The organism is Microbulbifer zhoushanensis (assembly GCF_021729055.1).
Lineage (GTDB): Bacteria > Pseudomonadota > Gammaproteobacteria > Pseudomonadales > Cellvibrionaceae > Microbulbifer > Microbulbifer zhoushanensis.
Genome location: NZ_JAJSAO010000005.1, coordinates 297,909 through 316,369 on the forward strand (window position 1 = coordinate 297,909; position 18,461 = coordinate 316,369).

Sequence of the window (18,461 nt, forward strand, 5' to 3'; positions counted from 1 at the left end):
CGCCTCAATGCAGGACACGACGCTGGGCGGAGGCCACATTGGGCAGCTGGTTGATCCGGTGCAGTACACGGCTCAGCTCCTCGAAGTTGTGGATCTCCGCGGTCAGCACCATGTCCACCGTATGCTTGTGCTTATTCGAGCGCGTCTGCATGGCGGTGATATTGATGCGCTGGCTGTCCAGCATCGCGGTGATATCCCGCAGCAACCCGTGGCGGTCATAGGCCTCGATCATGATTTCCACCGCATACAGTTCACGCGGCTTTTGCGCCCATTCCACCTGCAGCACACGCTCGTGCTCCTCTGACTGCATACGCAGCATGTTGGCGCAGTCCTTGCGGTGGATCGAAACACCCCGACCGAGCGTGATGTAACCCATGATCTCGTCGCCGGGGACCGGGTTACAACAGCGCGCGATATGCGTCATCAGGTTACCGACACCATCGATATACACATCGGCCTGGCCATCGCTGCGCGCCACTGACGCAGTCAGCGACGGAACCGGCTCGGCCTGCTCAACCTTGACCATCCGCTGGGCCGAATTGAGCACCTGCCCTACCCCGATATCCCCGGCACCCACGGCGGCATAGAGGTCGTCCAGTGAGTGCATATTGAGCTTGGCGGCCAATGCGGCAAAGTCGAAGTCGATCAACGCCAGTTGCTTGAACTCGCCGTCGAGGATCGCCCGGCCATCCGCGATATTCTGGTCGCGGGCCTGCTGCTTGAACCAGTGGATAATCTTGGCCCGGGCGCGCGAAGTGGTGATATAGCCCATCCCTGGCGACAGCCAGTCGCGACTCGGTGCCTCGCGCCTGCCGGTAAGGATTTCCACCTGGTTGGCGGTCTGCAGTTCGTGGTTGAGGGGCACGATGCGGCCATCGACCTTCGCACCGCGACAGCGATGGCCGATTTCCGTATGGATCTTGTAGGCAAAGTCCAGCGGCGTGGCACCACTCGGCAGGTCCACCACATGCCCGTCCGGGGTGAACACGTAAATGCGCGTATCCACCTCACTGGACTGCAGGTCGTCCTGCAAGGGGTTGCCGCCCACTTCCTCGTGCCAGTCGAGTACCTGGCGCAGCCAGGAAATTTTCTGTTCGTAACCGTCCTGCCCCTGCGAGTCCTTGTCCGTGCCCTTGTAGCGCCAGTGCGCACAGACGCCGTACTCGGCCTCCTCGTGCATGGCGAAGGTGCGAATCTGCACCTCCAGCACCTTCCGCTCCGGGCCGATGACCGCGGTGTGGAGAGAGCGATAGCCATTCTCCTTGGGCGAGGCAATGTAATCGTCGAATTCGTTGGGAATATTGCGCCAGAGGTTATGCACGATGCCCAGTACGGCATAACAGTCGCGCACGGTGGGCACCAGGATGCGCACCGCGCGGATGTCGTAAACCTGCGAGAAGCCGATATTCTTGCGGCGCATTTTGCGCCAGATGCTGTAGATATGCTTGGCACGGCCGAAAACGTCGCCCTCGATATCCGCGCGCCCCAGCTCGGAGCGCAGCAGCTCCAGCACCTGGTCAATATATTTCTGTCGATCGAGCCGCTTCTCGTCCAGCAGCCGCGCGATCCGCATGTAGTCTTCCGGCTCCAGGTAGCGGAACGACAGGTCTTCCAGCTCCCACTTGATATGGCCGATACCCAGCCGATGGGCCAGCGGCGCGTAGACATCCGCCACTTCCCGGGCCACCCGCCGGCGCTTCACCGGGTCGGCGTTTTTCGCCGCGCGAATGGCACAGGTGCGCTCCGCCAGCTTGACCAGCGCCACACGCACGTCGTCCACCAGCGCCACCAGCATACGGCGGATATTTTCCGAGTGCTCCTCGACCGCGCCGCGGGCACTCTCGGTATCCGTATCCGCACTGCGACTGCGGATCGCCGCCATGCGCAGCACCCCGCGGATCAGCTTGGCCACGGGCTTGCCGAACTCCTCCTCGACCTTCTTGACCGGCAGGCGCTTTTCCCGCACCGCGCGGTACAGCACTGCGGCACAGAGCGCTTCGCCGTCCACCTGCAGGTCTGCGAGGATCTCGGCCATTTCCAGGCCGGTCAGGTAGCTGCTGGCCCCCTCGGCCCAGATATTCTCCGCCGCAATGGCCTGTTGCTCGGCATCGCTGCTCAGCTCCGCCGCGCGACGCAGGGTAACCAGGGCGCCGCCATCGAGATTGGCGAGGGTCTGGATATGGCGCAACCAGGACTCCAGGTCCAGTTCGCCACTCGCGCCGAAAGAGTGATGTTTTCTGACTTGTACCATCGGACTTGAATACTTCCCGAATCAATTGCCGGCTTGCGGCTGGCTGAACAGCCCCGAGGAGAGATAGCGGTCACCCCGGTCGCATACAATGGCGACGATGGTGGCATTCTCCACTTCCGCGGAGAGCCGCAGGGCTGCCGCCACAGCACCGCCGGAAGACACCCCGGCGAAAATCCCCTCGACCCGCGCCAGCTTGCGCGCCATTTCCTCGGCCTCGCGCTGGTCCATATCCACCACGCGGTCCACCTCTTCGGGCACAAAAATACTGGGCAGGTATTCCTGCGGCCAGCGGCGGATCCCGGGGATACTGGAACCCTCGGTGGGCTGCAGGCCCACAATCTGTACCGCCGGATTCTGTTCCTTGAGGTAGCGGCCACAGCCCATGATGGTGCCAGTGGTCCCCATGGAGGAAACGAAGTGGGTAATCTCGCCGCCGGTCTGGCGCCAGATCTCTGGGCCGGTGCCCTCATAGTGCGCGCGGGGGTTATCATCATTGGCAAACTGGTTCAGTACCAGCCCCCGCCCCTCGGCCTGCATACGCAGTGCCAGGTCTCGCGCCCCTTCCATACCCTCTTCGGCACTGACCTGGACCAGCTCCGCACCGTATGCCGTCATTCCCGCCTTGCGCTCCTCGGTGGCGCTCTCGGGCATGATCAGGATCATGCGGTAGCCCTTGATCGCCGCCGCCATCGCCAGGGCAATTCCCGTGTTGCCACTGGTCGCCTCGATCAGGGTGTCGCCGGGCGTGATCTGGCCACGGGCCTCTGCCCGGCTGATCATCGACAGGGCCGGTCGGTCCTTGACCGAGCCGGCAGGATTGTTGCCCTCGAGCTTGAGGAGAATCGTGTTGCTGGTATCACCCTGCAGGCGCTGGAGGCGCACCAGGGGAGTGTTCCCCACGCAGTCGGCAATCGTCGGGTAATGCATAATGTGCTCGCAACCGGGCAAAAAATCGAAGCGCCATTCTACCCTTCGGGCCCGGCACCTGCGACCCTGGTGAAATCTGCCCGGCCGGTGGCCTGTTTACGGTCAACCCAACGGCCACCCTGCCGGAAAACCAGGCAAGGGGCGCAACGGTGAGAAATCTGGTTTCGCAGGGCAAATACGCAATCAGCGGCACGGCGTCACCTGTTTTCGGGCACGGACCGCAGGAACGAAGCTGTTTTTCCGCAACGCGGCGTTACGGCCTGCCTGCGGGAAACGGCTCCGGGTACTCACTGCCCCTGGCCCGGGGATATACCTGCCCCGCCGGCGGCCGTGGAATTAGTGCGAACTGGCGTGGTGCGATTTGCCCCCGGGGGGAGTAGAATCGGGACAAAATAACGTCCGAACACATGTCCTTCCTATGACTGTACCCACTTCTCCGGTACAAGACCCGGACCCCGCCAGCCGCGCGGTTTCGCTGCGCGCCCTGATCTTCCGCCTGACCCTGGGGCCCGCACTGATCCTGGCCCTGGTACTGGGTGGGCTGCTGACCCAGCAACAGGTGAGCGATCGCCGCCAGCTCCTGCTGAGCCACGGCCACGCCAGCGCGGAGCAGCTGGCGGAACTGATCGAGCTCAGCGATGGGGAGCCGCTGCAGAAGCGCCTCGACTGGCTGCACAAGAGCCTGCTGGCCCTGATGCTCGAGAAGGACATGGTGCGGTCGGTGCACATCTACTCCGCTTCCGGGGACGACCTCGACCCGGACACGGGGCTGAAGGAACTGGCGTCGGCGGGCCCGCGCCCGCGCTCGCCCCTCAGGGCCACCCAGCTGGCGGACCAGTCGGATGGCTTTATTCTGGAGAAATCCGGCAGTATCCAGGTACTCCATCCCCTCAAGACCGAACCGCTGACCTGCTGGATCGCCATCGAGCTGCATCGCCCCTATTTCACCATCGGTGCCTACCAGGTGGCCCTGGCCGGCCTGCTGGGACTGATACTGTGCTCCCTGGCCGCGCTGGCCTGGTCGATCTTCCTGTCCGAGAGGCTGGGGCGCTACCTGACGCATATGGGCAAGGCGGTCGAGGATATCGGCCACGGCCAACTGGACCGCCGGGTTGCCCCCGGGGAAAATCGCGAACTCAACCTGCTGGCCGAGCGGATCAACCAGATGGCGAGCAACTTTGCCTCCTACCAGGAGGACGCCACCGCAAACCTGCTGCAATCCATGGAGGACCTGCGCCAGTCCCTGGACAGCATGGAGGAGCAGAATATCGAGCTGGACCTGGCCCGCAAGAAGGCACTGGAAGCCAGCCGCGTAAAGTCCACATTCCTCGCCAATACCAGCCACGAAATACGCACCCCGCTCAACGGTATCATCGGCTTTACCCACCTGTTGCTGAAAACCGAGGTCGACGAGTTGCAACAGGATTACCTGCAGACAATCCTGCGCTCCTCCGAGAACCTGCTGACAACCATCAACGACATCCTGGACTTTTCCCGGATCGAGTCCGGCAACCTGGTGCTGGACCATATTCCCCTCAACGTAGGGCAGCTGCTCGAGGAAACCCTGCAGATCCTCGCCCCCTTCGCCCACGAGAACCGGGTCGAACTGGTACCGCTGATCGACGCCCAGCTACCGCCCACCATGATTGGCGATCCCCTGCGCATCAAGCAGGTACTCACCAACCTGGTGGGCAATGCCGTGCGCAGTTCGGCAGACGGCAACATCCCGGTGCGCGCCAGTGTGCAAAGTGGCCAGGATGCAGAGATTACGGTGCGCATCAGCGTCACCGATCTCGGTAACCGGATCAACGAGGAGGGTCGCCGGGAGCTGCGCCAGGTGCTCGAGAGCAGTGCCCAGAGTCCCGGGCAGCAGATCAGCAGCAATGGGCTGGGACTGGCCATCGCCCGCAGCCTGGTGGAGCGCATGCGCGGCAGCATTGGTATCGACGAGGCCGCTGGCGGGGGCGCCACCTTCTGGGTGCATATCCCGCTGCAACTGGAACGCAACCGCAGCCAGCCGGTACGGGACCAGTTCCCCGGCGCGCGGGTGCTGATTGCCGACCCCAACCGCATGACGCGCATGCAGGTATCACAACTGCTGCAGCTCTGGCGGGTTGAAGCCATCGAGCTGGATGACACCGGCACACTGCTTCCGGCACTGCAACAGATGTGGAACCACGATGCCCTGCCCGATGCAGTGATCATTGATACCGCCATCGCCGGGGACGATTTCTGCAGTTTCGTCGGCACTATCCAGCAGCTGGTGGACACTTACCAGTGCCGGGTGATCATGCAGGGCTCGCCGGTGGAACTGCGCCGCTGCTACGAGCAGCTGCGCACCCGCGTACTCACATTCCTGGCCAAGCCGGTGACCCGCGACAACCTGCTGCGGGCCATGCGGCGCTCGCTCCCCCACCAGCCCAGTAGCCGCCCCACTGGCACCACCCATCCGGCCCTGCCATGGACATCCCCGCCCCGGGTACTGGCGGTGGATGATCACGAGGCCAATCGCCACCTGGTGGGCGAGTTGCTGCGGGCCCAGGGTATTGACGTGACCGTTGCGGCCAGCGGCCAGGAAGCGATATCCCTGTGGGAGCATGAAACATTCGACATGATCTTTATGGATATCCAGATGCCGGGCATGAACGGTATCGAGGCAACGAAGAAAATCCGTGCGGCAGAAACCGATGGCAGGGTGCCGATTATCGCCCTGACGGCCCATGCCGGTGCCGAGGAAAAGGCCCGCCTGCTCTCCGCCGGCCTGGATGACTACCTGAGCAAGCCGGTAAGCGAAGCCCAGCTAAGCAATATGATCAAGCGCTGGATGAAAATCCTTGTCCCAACCAGGGACAACCAGGAGGCGCCGGACACGCCACGCCTGGTGGATATATCCGAGAGCCTGTCGCTCAGTAACAACGACGCCACCCTGGCCCGGGATATGTTGCAGATGCTGGTCAAGGGACTGATCGCCGACGAGCAGGAACTCAACCGCTGCCGTGCCGCAGACAATCACCGCGACCTGTTTGAGCTGGTACACCGGCTCCACGGTGGCTGCTGCTACTGCGGGGTCCCGCGCCTGCGGGAGGCCACCGGTGCCCTGCAGGACCACCTGCGCCCGTTGCAGAACCGCAATGATGCCGATATCGACGACCAGAAAGTGGAAGCGGTGGCCCGCGAGATCCGCGCGTTGCGGGAATGGGCCTCTGAGCAGGACCTGGACGCACTGTTCGGCCTGACGGCCAACGCCTGACTTACGCCGGGCACAGGCCGGGTGACGGTTCAGCGCTCACCATAGACCTGGCGAAACAGCTCGCGGCTCTGCAACGGCCGGGCGCCCAGAAGTGGCTGTAACAACAGGCGGGTCAGGCGCTTGGCTACGGCCAGCATGGCCGGGTCGATCGCCTGGCCCGCCGCAGCGCACTCCAGCGCCAGCAGCTCAACGCCGCTGAATTCATCGACGGACCTCGCACCGGTGGCCGAACGGAACACCGGCACGAAGCCGTGCTCCGGCTCCAGTCGGTAAACCCCTTCCGCACTGACCGGCCCCTGACTGTGGGCACAGTAGCCCAGTTGTGGACACTGGCCCAGTTCCCGCAGCAGCTGCAATTCAAACCGGCGCAACGGCGGCTCCAGTGCGCCGGCGGTATCACCCGCCAACTGCGCCAGCTCCTGCAACAGCGACTGGTAACAGGCAAACACCGCGTATTGGGCTTCTCCCTCCGCCAGCGTCCTGACCAGCAACTCATTGGCGTACAGGCCGGCATAAACAGCCCGGCCCCGCAGCCAGGTGGCAACACCGGCACTCTCCACCTGGCCCAGGGTTTTCAGGCTACCGCGACCCAGCAGCGACACCAACAGCGGGGCGAACGGCTGCAATGACTGCTGGCGGCGCTGCTTGTCACGGCGCGCTCCGCGGGCGACACAGCTGATCCGCCCCTCATCCGGGGTCAGCAATTCCAGGATCAGGCTGGTATCGCGATAGGCCCGCGAGTGCAGGATATAGGCCGGTTGCGGTGGTTGCCGATGGGACATGGAAGTTTCTGTAGTGAATAGCCTGGCTGCACCGGGCTAATGCCTCAGGGACGATGCTCGATATTATCCGGCAATTTTACCCATGAATGGCAACTTGATTCATAGATTGAAGCGGTCGGCTCAGGCAAGCCGGGGTCCGTAAACGCTCCCACCGGAAACCCTATGAGCCCCCGGCTCGATATCCAGGACCAGGAACAGGCTTGCCCCTCTGGCGGGACAAAAACGAAATGCCAGGCAATTGCCACTGTCGGCGGTGCGCCGGTACTCGCGCCATTCACCGTGCAGTTCAACAGCTTCGGCGGGGAAGCGCGCCCGCACGCCGAAGACACTGCCGGCACGGCGCTGGCAGGCCTGGCAATGGCAGATGGATCCCCTGACGGGATTGCCATGGGCAGCCAGTCGCAGCTGGCCGCACCTGCACGACGCCCGGTGCTCAGTCGGTTGCCGGCCGCCGGATTGCTCCGCCACATCCTCTCGTCCGGTTCCAGCGACAACTGACACGAGCAACAATCCGGGATTTAGTCGTCGCGATAGCCGAGGCTGCGCAGGGCGCGCTCATCGTCCGACCAGCCGGACTTGACCTTGACCCAGAGATTCAGCATCACTTTGCTGTCGAACAGGCGCTCCATATCCTGGCGGGCCTGGCTGCCGATCTGCTTGATGCGTTCACCCTTGTTGCCGATCAGGATCCGTTTCTGGCCGCTACGCTCCACCAGGATCGCCGCGCTGATGTGCAGGACACTGCCGTCCTGGGCAAACTCTTCCACCTCGACGGTGACCTGGTAGGGGATCTCCGCCCCCAGTTGGCGCATTACTTTTTCCCGCACAATCTCTGCGGCGAGGAAGCGGGAGCTTCGGTCAGTGATCTGCTCCTCGGGGAAGTAGTGCTCGCCCTCGGGCAGGTGCCGGACGATCACTTCCTCAAGCGCATCCAGGTTGACCCCGCGCAGCGCGGAGATGGGTACGATCTCGGCCTGCGGGTGCTGTTCTGCCAGCGCCTGCAGCTGTGGCAGCAGGTCGCCCTTATTGTCCAGCTGGTCGACCTTGTTTACCGCGATTACCAGCGGGCTCTTGAGCCCCCGCAGCTTGTCCGCCACCAGCTGGTCGCCCTCGGTCCAGCGGGTTCGCTCAACCACGAATACCACTACATCCACATCCCGGGCAGCACTGCTCGCGGCGCGATTCATATAGCGGTTGATGGCCTTGTCCGCCTCGCCATGCAGGCCCGGGGTATCGACAAACACGATCTGGTAATCGCCCTCGGTCTTGATACCGAGCATATTGTGGCGGGTGGTCTGGGGCTTGCGCGAGGTAATGGCCAGCTTCTGCCCCAGCATGTGGTTGAGCAGGGTGGACTTGCCGACATTGGGTCGGCCGACAATGGCAACATAGCCGCAACGGCGGGCCTGCTGCTGGTTAGAATCGCTCAAGGAAAACCTCCGGGTGCGGGACGCGCATCAATGCTCGCTCCACTTGATTGTAGGGTGTATCTGGTGCCGGGTGCACAATGCCCGTTCCGGGGATCGCCAGCATGGGGATCGGGTGAGGGATGGAGGCACTGTAACAGAATTCGCCAGGCAGGCTCAGCTCGCACCGGTCAGTAGCCGGAAGGCCTCGGCGGCGGCGGCTTTCTCGGCGGCCCGGCGGCTGCTTGCCTCGGCCCTGACCGCATCCGCCAGCCCTTCCACCTTGCACTCTATCACGAATCGCTGCGCGTGCTCGGCGCCGGCCACATCCACCACCCGGTACTCGGGCAGCGGCCGCTGGCGCGCCTGCAGCCACTCCTGCAGGCGGGTCTTGGGATCCTTGGCGGTTTCCAGGGAAAGCCCCTGCAAACGGGTGGAATACCAGTCGAGCACCCGCGCGCGCGCCGCCTCCAGCCCCGCATCCAGGTAGATCGCACCGATCAGGGCCTCGACCGCATCGGCGAGTATCGAGGCGCGCCGGTGGCCGCCACTTTTCATCTCTCCCTCGCCCAGGCGCAGGCACTCACCCAGTTCCATTTCGCGCGCCAGCTTTGCCAGCATCTCACCGCTGACCAGTTGTGCGCGCAGGCGTGTAAGCTGGCCCTCGCGGCCGGCCGGGAACTGCTCGAAGAGTGCCGCACCGATGGTGAAGCCAAGAATGGAATCGCCCAGGAACTCCAGCCGCTCATTGTTGCGGCTGCCATGGGAGCGATGGGTAAGCGCCAGCTCGAGCAGTTCGGGACGTTCGAAGTGATGACCCAGCCTGCGGCAGAGGCGCTCCAGTGCAATATCAGTCACGTTGGCGGAATTGCTCCAGATCTACCAGTGGCTCGCAGCACAGCTCCGCCTTGGCGGTATTCAGCTGCTTGTTGAAACGCAGAACCACATCGACGTTGTACATCAGTGGCTGGCGCACCTCGTAGTCGACACTGACCAGCATGCTGTCCGCACCGCGGATAATCTTGACCGATTCGGTCGGCTGGCCGCGGACGTTGTTGATCAGGAAGAATTTGTCGAGTTCCTTCTTGATCTCCGAGCGTGTCATGTCGCGCAGGTTATCCTGCTCCGCCAGCTTCTTGAGGCCCTGGTCAACATAATAGGCGTCGATATAGCCAGGCCCCATCTTGGAGACACAGGTCAGGACAAAACCCAGCCCGGCCACAACAAGTATGATGCCCCAGTAACTCATGCCGCGCTGGCGCTGCAGTGAAGCTCTGATTTGCCCACCCATAAAGCTATCCTCTGTCTTTTTATTGTCGATGCTCAATGAAAATCGAAGGTTGTCACTCGATGGTACCCACGCGCTTGAAGCTGGGCACGCTTAACAGGCTGTCCCAGTGCATCCAGATCGCAAAAGCCTTGCCGACGATATCCTGCTCGGGCACAAAGCCCCACTCGCGGCTGTCCAGGCTGTTGTCCCGGTTGTCGCCCATCATGAAATAATGCCCGTCGGGCACCACCACCTCGGGGATATTGGCGAAGCGGCTGGGATAGACGCTCTTGGCCATCAGGTGACGGCGGCCATAGATCTCCTCCCACAGGACCTCCATCTGCGGATCGCCCGGGGGGATCGCCTGGATCAGTTCCTGCGGTGCCGGCTCACCATTGATATACAGCATGTTACCCTCAACCCGGATCCGGTCTCCCGGAAGGCCGATCACACGCTTGATAAAATACGTCTCATTCATGTGCGGCGGAAAGAACACCATCACATCCCCGCGTTCCGGCTCACCAATGTCCACTACCTTGGTGCGGGAAACCGGCAGGCGCAGTCCGTAGGCGTATTTGTTCACCAGGATAAAGTCGCCCACCTGCAGGGTGGGCACCATGGATGCGGAGGGGATCTGGAACGGCTCGACGATAAAGGAGCGCAATACAAACACCAGCGCCAGCACCGGGAAGAATGACTTCGCATACTCCACCAGCACCGGCTCGCGCACCTCGCCCGGCGCCACCTGCCTGCCGGGCTGCGCCTGCGTTGAATCGACCCCGGCTGCCGCAAGCTCGCGCCGCCGCCGGGCAAAAAACAGGCTGTCCACCAGCCAGATCAGGCCACTGCCCACTACCAGCCACAACAGGATCAGGGGGAAATTGATGTCCATATTGCTCTCAGAGATCTATACCAACGCGATCAATAGTCCGTGTGGTCCTGCCGGGCATGGCAGTCCGCAGCCACCACTCACTGATCCACTTTCAGAACCGCCAGGAAGGCCTCCTGCGGCACCTCGACACGCCCGAGCTGTTTCATCCGGCGCTTGCCCGCCTTCTGTTTCTCCAGCAGTTTCTTCTTGCGCGATACGTCGCCGCCGTAACACTTGGCGGTCACGTTCTTGCGCAGGGCCTTGACCGTGGTGCGGGCTATCACCTGCCCCCCGATCGCAGCCTGGATCGCCACGTCAAACATCTGCCGCGGGATCAGTTCCTTCATTTTTTCCGCCATCGCGCGCCCTTTCTGCTGCGCGGTATCACGGTGCACAATCAGCGCCAGCGCATCGACCCGGTCACCGTTGATCAGGATATCCAGCCGCACCAGCTTTGCCGGGTCGAAGCGCACAAAACTGTAATCGAGTGAGGCGAAGCCACGGCTGACCGATTTCAGCCGGTCAAAGAAGTCCATTACCACTTCGCTCATCGGCAGCTCGTAGCGCAGCGACACCTGGCTGCCCACGTACTGCATATCCCTCTGGACACCGCGCTTTTCCACACACAGGGTAATAACGTTGCCCAGGTGCTCCTGTGGCACCAGGATATTGGCCTCGACGATAGGCTCACGCATTTCCTCGATATTGCCCACCTCGGGGAGGCGGGACGGGTTATCCACGGTGATCACCTCCCCGTCGGTCAACTCCACCTCATAGACCACGGTGGGTGCGGTGGTGATCAGGTCCAGGTCGTACTCACGCTCCAGGCGCTCCTGGATGATTTCCATGTGCAGCATGCCCAGGAAACCACAGCGGAAACCGAACCCGAGGGCATCGGAGGTCTCCGGCTCGTAGAACAGGGAGGCGTCGTTCAGGGAGAGCTTGTCCAGTGCATCCCGGAAAGCCTCATAATCGTCAGAGCTGACCGGGAACAGGCCGGAGTATACCTGCGGTTTCACCTTCTGGAAGCCGGGCAGCATATTCACATCGTCGGCTTCCTTGGCATGGGTGAGGGTGTCCCCCACCGGCGCGCCGTGGATGTCCTTGATACCGGCGACCACAAAGCCCACTTCGCCGGCGCGCAGCACGCCGGTCTCTTTCCGCTTGGGGGTAAAAATCCCCACACTGTCGACCACGTGTGCGCGGCCGATAGACTTGGTAACAATTTTTTCCTTGGTTTTCAGGGTGCCCTGCACCACCCGCACCAGGGAGACCACACCCAGGTAGGCATCGAACCAGGAGTCGATAATCAGTGCCTGCAGGGGTGCATCCACATTGCCCTCCGGCGGCGGCACCAGCCGCACCAGGTCCTCCAGCACCTCTTCCACCCCCAGGCCGGACTTGGCGCTGCAACGGGTGGCTTCGGTGGCATCGATCCCGATAATGTCCTCGATTTCCTCCGCCACCTTGTCCGGGTCGGCCTGCGGCAGGTCCATCTTGTTCAGTACCGGGATCACCTCGAGCCCCTGCTCGATGGCGGTATAGCAGTTGGCCACGGACTGGGCTTCAACCCCCTGGGCCGCGTCCACTACCAGCAGCGCACCCTCACAGGCCGCCAGGGAGCGCGATACCTCGTACGAGAAGTCCACGTGGCCGGGCGTGTCGATGAAGTTGAGCTGGTAGGTCTTGCCGTCGCGCGCGGTGTAATCCAGGGTCACGCTCTGGGCCTTGATGGTGATACCGCGCTCCCGCTCCAGATCCATGCTGTCGAGCACCTGCTGGGCCATTTCCCGGTCGCTCAGCCCTCCGCAGACCTGGATAAAACGGTCTGCCAGGGTGGATTTACCGTGGTCGATGTGCGCAATGATGGAGAAGTTGCGGATATGGGAGAGATCTGTTGCCACTGCGGATTAGAAACCCTTTGAAAATCAGAATGTTATCTGGCGACCTCGCCAGAGAGATGGCGCAAGTCTACCAGATGGCAGTGGCTACTGGGCAGTGCTATTCACACGGGGCCCGCAGGCGCCCGCCGGGACCGGGTCCCGGCAGCAATACCGGGCCCTGCAACCCGCCGGCCCCGGGACCCCGCGCGGGTCAGTCCTCTTCGATCTGGATGGTGCGGAAAGTGGGCTGCCCGCCGCGGAAAAAGCGAATCGGCAGCAACTCGTCACCCGGCAGGTCCTTGACCACGCGGCGGTAATCGTCCAGGTCATTGACCTCGTCGAAGCCCAGCTGGGCGATGATATCGCCGCTGCGCAGTCCCGCCTTGGCCCCGGCCTTGCCCGGAACAACCTCTTTCACCATCACCCCGGACTCAACCCCCAGGCGCTGCTTCAGCGCGTCGGGAATCTCGTCAACCATCAACCCCAGGCGGCCGCCGGCATCGGTACTGGGGCTGACCGCAGCCTGCTGGCGCTGCTGGTCGTCACCCTCGAGAGCGCCGACCACCACGCCCAGGCGCTTGACCTTGCCTTTGCGCATCAGCTCGACGGTTACCTCCTCGCCCGGGCGGGTCTGGCCAACCACGTGCGGCAGGTCACCGGAGACATCGATACGCTCGCCGTCGAAGTGGGTAATGATGTCACCGGCCATAATGCCGGCTTCAGCAGCCGGGGCACCAGCCTCAACCTGTGCCACCAGGGCGCCGCTGGGACGGCGCAGCCCCATTGCCTGGGCCATGTTGCGGTCCACATCCTGGATGCCCACGCCCAGCCAGCCGCGGTCCACGCGCCCCTTATCTTTCAGCTGGGCGACCACATCGCGGGCCAGGTCTGCCGGGATTGCAAAGGACAGGCCGATAGAGCCACCACTGCGGGTATAAATCTGCGAGTTAATGCCCACTACCTCGCCCTTCAGGTTGAACAGCGGGCCACCGGAGTTACCGGGGTTAATGGCCACATCGGTCTGGATAAACGGTACATAGTTCTCGCGGCTCTCATTGGGGATGCTGCGCCCCATGGCGCTGACGATCCCGGCGCTGGCCGAGTAGTCGAGGCCGAACGGCGAGCCGATCGCAACCACCCACTCACCCACTTTCAGGTCCTCGGATTCCCCCCAGCTGATAGCCGGCAGGTCATCGGCATCCACTTTCAGCAGTGCCAGGTCGGAACTCGGGTCGGTGCCGATCACCTGTGCCTCAAACTCGCGCCGGTCGGTGAGGGTCACCAGGACCTGGTCGGCGCCGTCAACCACGTGGTTGTTGGTGACCACGTAGCCATCTTCCGAAATGATGAAGCCGGAGCCCATGCTGGCCACCGGGCGCTGCTCGCGGCGGCGTGGCTCCAGCAGGTGACGGAAGATATCCGGGATATCCTGCCGGTACTGCGGCGGGCCCCCGCGGCTGGCCTGGCGGGTGGTCTCCATGGTGTTGATTTTCACCACCGCCGGGGAGTTTTTCTCGATCAGGTCGGTCAGATCCGGCAAGCCGCGCGCACATGCGGCTGTCGAGATCATCAGGCTAAGGATGAAAAGGAACTGCGTACAGCGTTTAACCATCGGTTTGTTACCCCTAGTTATCCCTTCTAATATGAAAACAATGACTGTCTGTTCGTCCCGGGTACCGTCCCAGCCCTAGATAGGGTCAGGGAAGTCGGTATTCAACGGGTCCGGCTTACAGTGTTAGTGGCAAGCCTACGCCTAAAGTTCTGGCGCCGACTGTAAATCAGTGTAAAGAATGATCAATTTACGCCCCCGCACCCAGCGCGGCAAGTTCGACCATCCCCGCCAGGCCTATGGCGAATCCCGCCTGGGCAGCCCCCTGCTGTATTTCCCGGCCCAGGTCCCGGAGGGCGCTGACCGGCCAGGCATGGTGATGGCGGGCACCCACGGTGACGAAGTCGCCGCGGTGGTGGCCCTGTCCTGCGCCCTGCGCGCCATCCCCGCTGCGGCGCTGCGGCACCACGTGATCCTCGCGGTCAACCCCGATGGCTGCCAGCTGGGCCAGCGCTGCAATGCTGCAGGAGTGGACCTGAATCGCAATTTCGCCACCAGCAACTGGCAGGCAGAGGACACGGTCTACCGCTGGAACAGTGCCGCGGACGAGCGCGACGTGCTCCTCAGCACCGGCGACAGCGCCGGTTCGGAGCCCGAAACCCGCGCCCTGTGCGAGTTGATCGACCGGCTGCAACCCTCCTGGCTAGTGACCATTCACGAACCGCTGGCCTGTGTCGAGGACCCGGCCTCCAGCACCCTGGGACAGTGGCTGGCCAGCGCCCTGCGCCTGCCCCTGGTGGCCGATGTGGGCTACCTGACCCCCGGCTCCTTCGGCACCTGGTGTGCCGAACGGGACCTGCCCTGCATTACCGTGGAATTCCCGCCGGTTTCGGCCGACGCCGCCAGTGAGGATTACCTGCAGGCCCTGATCGACCTGATCACGCGCTGAGCCGCGGTGCTGGTGTCAGTACTCGCTACCAGGTTGCCTTATTACCAGTAGACACGCCCCGCTTCAAAGCGCAGCGGCGGTTGCACATCCCGCGCCAGCCAGGTGGGACCGTCCAGGTCGCGCAACTTCACCAGCTCGCCCAGTGGCCAGGCGGCGCGTATGGCCCTGGATGTGCACAGCATGCAGCCCAGCATCAGGGCAAACCCCTGCGCCCTGGCCTCATCCGCCAGGGCCAGTGCCTCAGTGATACCGCCGGTCTTGTCCAGCTTGATATTGACCATTTCGTAGAGCCCCTGCAGCCGGGGCAAGTCTTCGCGGGTGTGGCAGCTCTCGTCGGCGCAGATCGGCAGGGGATGGGGGAAAGAGGACAGGAAGCTGTCATCATCGGCGGGCAGCGGCTGCTCCAGCATGGCCACCCCGAGACCGGCAAGCATCTGGCAGCGCTCCACCAGCGTCGCGCGCTGCCAGGATTCATTGGCATCGATCACCAGTTGGGTCTCCGGTGCCGCGGCCCGCACTGCGCGCACCCGGGCCTCCACGCTGCTGTCATCCAGCTTGAGCTTGAGGGTTTCCACCCCTCGGGCCGCCTGCTCCGCCGCAGCCTCTGCCATGGCCCGCGGCGTATCTATAACCAGGGTCTGGACGGTGGCCAGCGACCCGGGACCGTGCCGGCCGGCCTGGTCGCGACGGCGCTCCCAGTCCATCAGGGCACAATCCACTGCATTGCGGGCGGCGCCGGCGGGCATCTGTGCCTGCAACGCAACGCGGTCCAGCCCGTCCTCCACCGCCGGCAGTATCGACCGCACCTGGGCCAGCACCGTCTCGACACTCTCGCCGTAGCGGGGATAAGGCGTGCACTCGCCGACACCGGTGACCGAGCCGTCCGATACTTCCACCACCACGACCGCTGCCTCGGTTCGCGCACCACGGGAGATCACAAAGGATGTGCGCAGGGGCCACTGCTCGGCATAACAACGGGCATGCATAAGGGTTTCCCGAAACGTCAGACCCTAAGAGTTTAGTTCGGGGACAGCCTGCGCGGTCAGGCGGGAGAGGGGTGGGACGGACTCGCGGACTCGAGCCGCAACAGCACCGGGGCATAGAAGGGATTGGAAGCATGGCGGCGGCTGTACCAGCGCACCACGCCGGCCCCGGCCAGCAGGCCCGCCACGGCACCACTGATGGCACCGATTTCCCCGCCGAGCGCCTCGCCCAGCATCGCCGCCAGCATCAGCGCAACGAGGGGCACCAGGTACACAACCAGCGCACCGGTACTCAGGGCGCGCTCTGGAATGCCGATGACCGCGGTGTCGTTGAGGGAGATGCGGTCCTGGTCCCAGCTGTTCAGCGCCACCCTGATACGGGTGGATTTGGACAGGTAGTCACCCAGCGCACCGGTACCGCAGCCGGACCTGGCTGCGCAGCCGCCGCAGGCACTGCGCTGGATGGTCTCCACCCAGATAGCGCCGGATTCGATTGCCACCACGCGGCCACGCTCTTCGTGCATGCTCTCAGGAGCCCGCTTCCATCGCCACGGAGCGCGCCAGGCGCTGCGCGGTGGCATCGGGGATCTCACCGACAACGGTAACGGTGTAATTGGTGCCGTCCACCTCGACGCGGTCCATATAGGCCACAGTGGCCCCGCGGATTGCCCGCCCCTTGTACTCCAGTTCCGGGCCCAGGCGCTGCACAAATACCGTGAACACGCTCAGGCCATCGCTGAATACCAGCATGTCGCCATCGGCCAGGGTGCGCACCGCCACCCGCTGGTAGCCGTCGGGCAGCCAGCCCAGCTGCCAGCGGGTCTGGGCGGATTCACACGCATGGCGATTATCTATGCGTCGCGTATTGGGGGATCCGGGCTGCAGGTTGGCGTCGCTGATCGGGGACAGGTCCAGCTGCACAAACTGGTAGCGCTCCAGTACCTTGCCCTGGGCGCCCACAAGCATGGACTTGAGCGGCAGGCCGGTTTCCCGGTCGAGATTGAGCAATACCCCGAGGCGGTGCTGGTCGCGCGGACGCGCCTCGATCACAACCGTATCGCGATCGGCAATACGCTCGCCGCCGCGCAGGACAAAGTGGTAACTGCCCGCCCGCTGGCCGTCGATAGAGGTCCACTGGCTGGCCCGTCCAAACGGGCTCACCACCCGGTTACAGGCAGATGTGGTGCCGTGACTGATCAGTTCCCTGGGTTCGCCGCTCAGGTAGCGGACCCGCTCCACCTGCTCGCCATCGCGAACGGCGTGGAAGACCTGCAATGTTTCCAGCAGGCCCTGGTGCTCAAACGTCACCAGGCCACTGTATTCCAGGTTGCTCACTGCATCGGAGAGCTTGCCCAGCCAGTAATCGATGCTGTCGGCCTGCGCCGGGGGCTCCTGCCCGGTTGGTGGCACCACCGCCTGCGGCTGCTGCGCACCGGTGGGATTGTCCGCCGGTTCTGCAGGCACGGGCTGCTGCGCGAAAACTGCCGGGGCCATCAACAGCAAAGCCAACAGCATGCTGTTGGCTTTGTAGTGCGGGATAAATAGCGATTCGGTCACTGTCCGTCCTGCTCTCCGTAGGTGGCGCGCGCAAACGGCACCATGCCCTGGGTGCTGACATGGCCCGCCTGCTGTGAATGCTGGATCATCACCCGGTTCAGGTGACGAATCAGCTCCGCGGGCGGCGCCTGCTGGATCACGCCCTGCACCGGGACACCCGATTGCCGTTCGGGCACCAGGCGCGGGCCGGCAGTGCTGACCGAGCGGGTTGTCGGTGCGGGCACGTAGAAACCACTGGGCTGCGGTGCCGACTGCTGGACCGGCTGCTGCACCGGTCGCGCCGGCTCGGCTGCCAGCTGTGGGGCACCAGTTTCATTACCTGACACCCCGGGCTGGGGCTGCGACAGCTGCTGCACCCCCAGGATGGCTGCGAAAGCCACAGTGGCGGCGACAGCACCGCGGGACAGGGTCCGCATCCAGGGGGAACGGGTACCGTCGTTGGCAGCCGAAGGACTCTCCCCGGCCTGCACATCCAGGGGTGCCTCAGCTTCAATCGCCGCGGAAATGCCGGCTGCGAGTCCCGGTATTGCCGGTGACACCTGCTCGCGCCGCATCACACTGGCCGCCAACTGGTAGCGGGACCAGCGCTCGGCCAGCTCACCCTCGGCGCCGCCGTGCTTCAGCAGGCGCTGCAGCTCCAGCTCCGTGGCCTCGCCATCCATCAGCGCAGACAGCGATTCATTCAGCCGATCCTGATGACTCCCGTGGGACATACGGGCAACCCCTCTCTAAAACAATTGATGAACCGGCGCAGAGACCCGCGCCACGGCAAAATTGCCAGTT

16 protein-coding genes are annotated in these 18,461 nt (G+C 63.6%); 2 read left to right on the forward strand and 14 right to left on the reverse strand.

The window, feature by feature from the left end; genetic code table 11:
• Window positions 1–4: 4 nt before the first annotated feature.
• Both relA and cysM read right to left on the reverse strand, forming a co-directional pair.
• Entirely contained in the window at window positions 5–2,251 is a 2,247-nt protein-coding gene (gene relA, locus LVD10_RS12105; protein WP_232941620.1) for a GTP diphosphokinase, read from the reverse strand.
• Window positions 2,252–2,272: 21 nt separating this feature from the next.
• Complete coding sequence (gene cysM, locus LVD10_RS12110) at window positions 2,273–3,178, reverse strand: cysteine synthase CysM (RefSeq protein WP_232941619.1); 906 nt, start codon at window positions 3,176–3,178, stop codon at window positions 2,273–2,275.
• Between the two features lie 418 nt (window positions 3,179–3,596).
• Between cysM and LVD10_RS12115 the strand changes: the two genes are divergently transcribed.
• Entirely contained in the window at window positions 3,597–6,428 is a 2,832-nt protein-coding gene (locus LVD10_RS12115) for a response regulator (RefSeq protein WP_232941618.1), read from the forward strand.
• Window positions 6,429–6,457: 29 nt separating this feature from the next.
• On the opposite strand, the gene recO is transcribed toward LVD10_RS12115, so the two are convergent.
• From recO to LVD10_RS12155, 8 genes are all read right to left on the reverse strand, one after another.
• Window positions 6,458–7,210, reverse strand: coding sequence for a DNA repair protein RecO (recO, locus tag LVD10_RS12120; RefSeq protein ID WP_232941617.1), 753 nt, complete (start codon window positions 7,208–7,210; stop codon window positions 6,458–6,460).
• 120 nt (window positions 7,211–7,330) lie between these two features.
• Window positions 7,331–7,711 carry a GFA family protein gene (locus tag LVD10_RS18060; RefSeq protein WP_369413281.1) on the reverse strand — a complete coding sequence of 127 codons (381 nt, stop codon included), beginning with the start codon at window positions 7,709–7,711 and terminating at the stop codon, window positions 7,331–7,333.
• A 17-nt stretch (window positions 7,712–7,728) separates the two neighbouring features.
• Window positions 7,729–8,640: a GTPase Era gene (gene era / locus LVD10_RS12130; RefSeq protein ID WP_232941615.1), complete on the reverse strand. Its 912-nt coding sequence runs from the start codon at window positions 8,638–8,640 to the stop codon at window positions 7,729–7,731.
• A 153-nt stretch (window positions 8,641–8,793) separates the two neighbouring features.
• Complete coding sequence (gene rnc / locus LVD10_RS12135; RefSeq protein WP_232941614.1) at window positions 8,794–9,474, reverse strand: ribonuclease III; 681 nt, start codon at window positions 9,472–9,474, stop codon at window positions 8,794–8,796.
• Complete coding sequence (locus tag LVD10_RS12140; RefSeq protein WP_232941613.1) at window positions 9,467–9,907, reverse strand: DUF4845 domain-containing protein; 441 nt, start codon at window positions 9,905–9,907, stop codon at window positions 9,467–9,469. Before LVD10_RS12140 ends, rnc begins: the two co-directional genes overlap by 8 nt.
• Before the next feature lie 52 nt (window positions 9,908–9,959).
• Entirely contained in the window at window positions 9,960–10,778 is an 819-nt protein-coding gene (lepB, locus tag LVD10_RS12145) for a signal peptidase I (RefSeq protein ID WP_237063803.1), read from the reverse strand.
• 77 nt (window positions 10,779–10,855) lie between these two features.
• Window positions 10,856–12,661: a translation elongation factor 4 gene (gene lepA, locus LVD10_RS12150; RefSeq protein WP_232941611.1), complete on the reverse strand. Its 1,806-nt coding sequence runs from the start codon at window positions 12,659–12,661 to the stop codon at window positions 10,856–10,858.
• 190 nt (window positions 12,662–12,851) lie between these two features.
• Entirely contained in the window at window positions 12,852–14,252 is a 1,401-nt protein-coding gene (locus LVD10_RS12155; RefSeq protein ID WP_232941610.1) for a Do family serine endopeptidase, read from the reverse strand.
• Window positions 14,253–14,430: 178 nt separating this feature from the next.
• Here LVD10_RS12155 and mpaA point away from each other — a divergent pair, with 178 nt between their 5' ends.
• Window positions 14,431–15,138 (forward strand): murein tripeptide amidase MpaA, encoded by a 708-nt coding sequence (gene mpaA / locus LVD10_RS12160; protein WP_232941609.1) that lies wholly within the window; start codon window positions 14,431–14,433, stop codon window positions 15,136–15,138.
• Between the two features lie 41 nt (window positions 15,139–15,179).
• On the opposite strand, the gene ycjG is transcribed toward mpaA, so the two are convergent.
• From ycjG to LVD10_RS12180, 4 genes are read right to left on the reverse strand one after another with little or no spacing between them, the layout of a single operon-like run.
• Entirely contained in the window at window positions 15,180–16,124 is a 945-nt protein-coding gene (gene ycjG / locus LVD10_RS12165) for an L-Ala-D/L-Glu epimerase (protein WP_237063805.1), read from the reverse strand.
• A gap of 56 nt (window positions 16,125–16,180) precedes the next feature.
• Window positions 16,181–16,645, reverse strand: coding sequence for a SoxR reducing system RseC family protein (locus LVD10_RS12170; RefSeq protein WP_232941607.1), 465 nt, complete (start codon window positions 16,643–16,645; stop codon window positions 16,181–16,183).
• Between the two features lie 4 nt (window positions 16,646–16,649).
• A complete protein-coding gene (locus tag LVD10_RS12175) occupies window positions 16,650–17,678 on the reverse strand; it encodes a MucB/RseB C-terminal domain-containing protein (RefSeq protein ID WP_237063807.1) in 1,029 nt (342 codons plus the stop codon).
• On the reverse strand, window positions 17,675–18,391 hold the full coding sequence (locus LVD10_RS12180; protein WP_232941605.1) for a sigma-E factor negative regulatory protein: 717 nt from the start codon (window positions 18,389–18,391) through the stop codon (window positions 17,675–17,677). The genes LVD10_RS12175 and LVD10_RS12180 overlap by 4 nt, the downstream gene beginning before the upstream one ends.
• Between the last annotated feature and the right edge of the window lie 70 nt (window positions 18,392–18,461).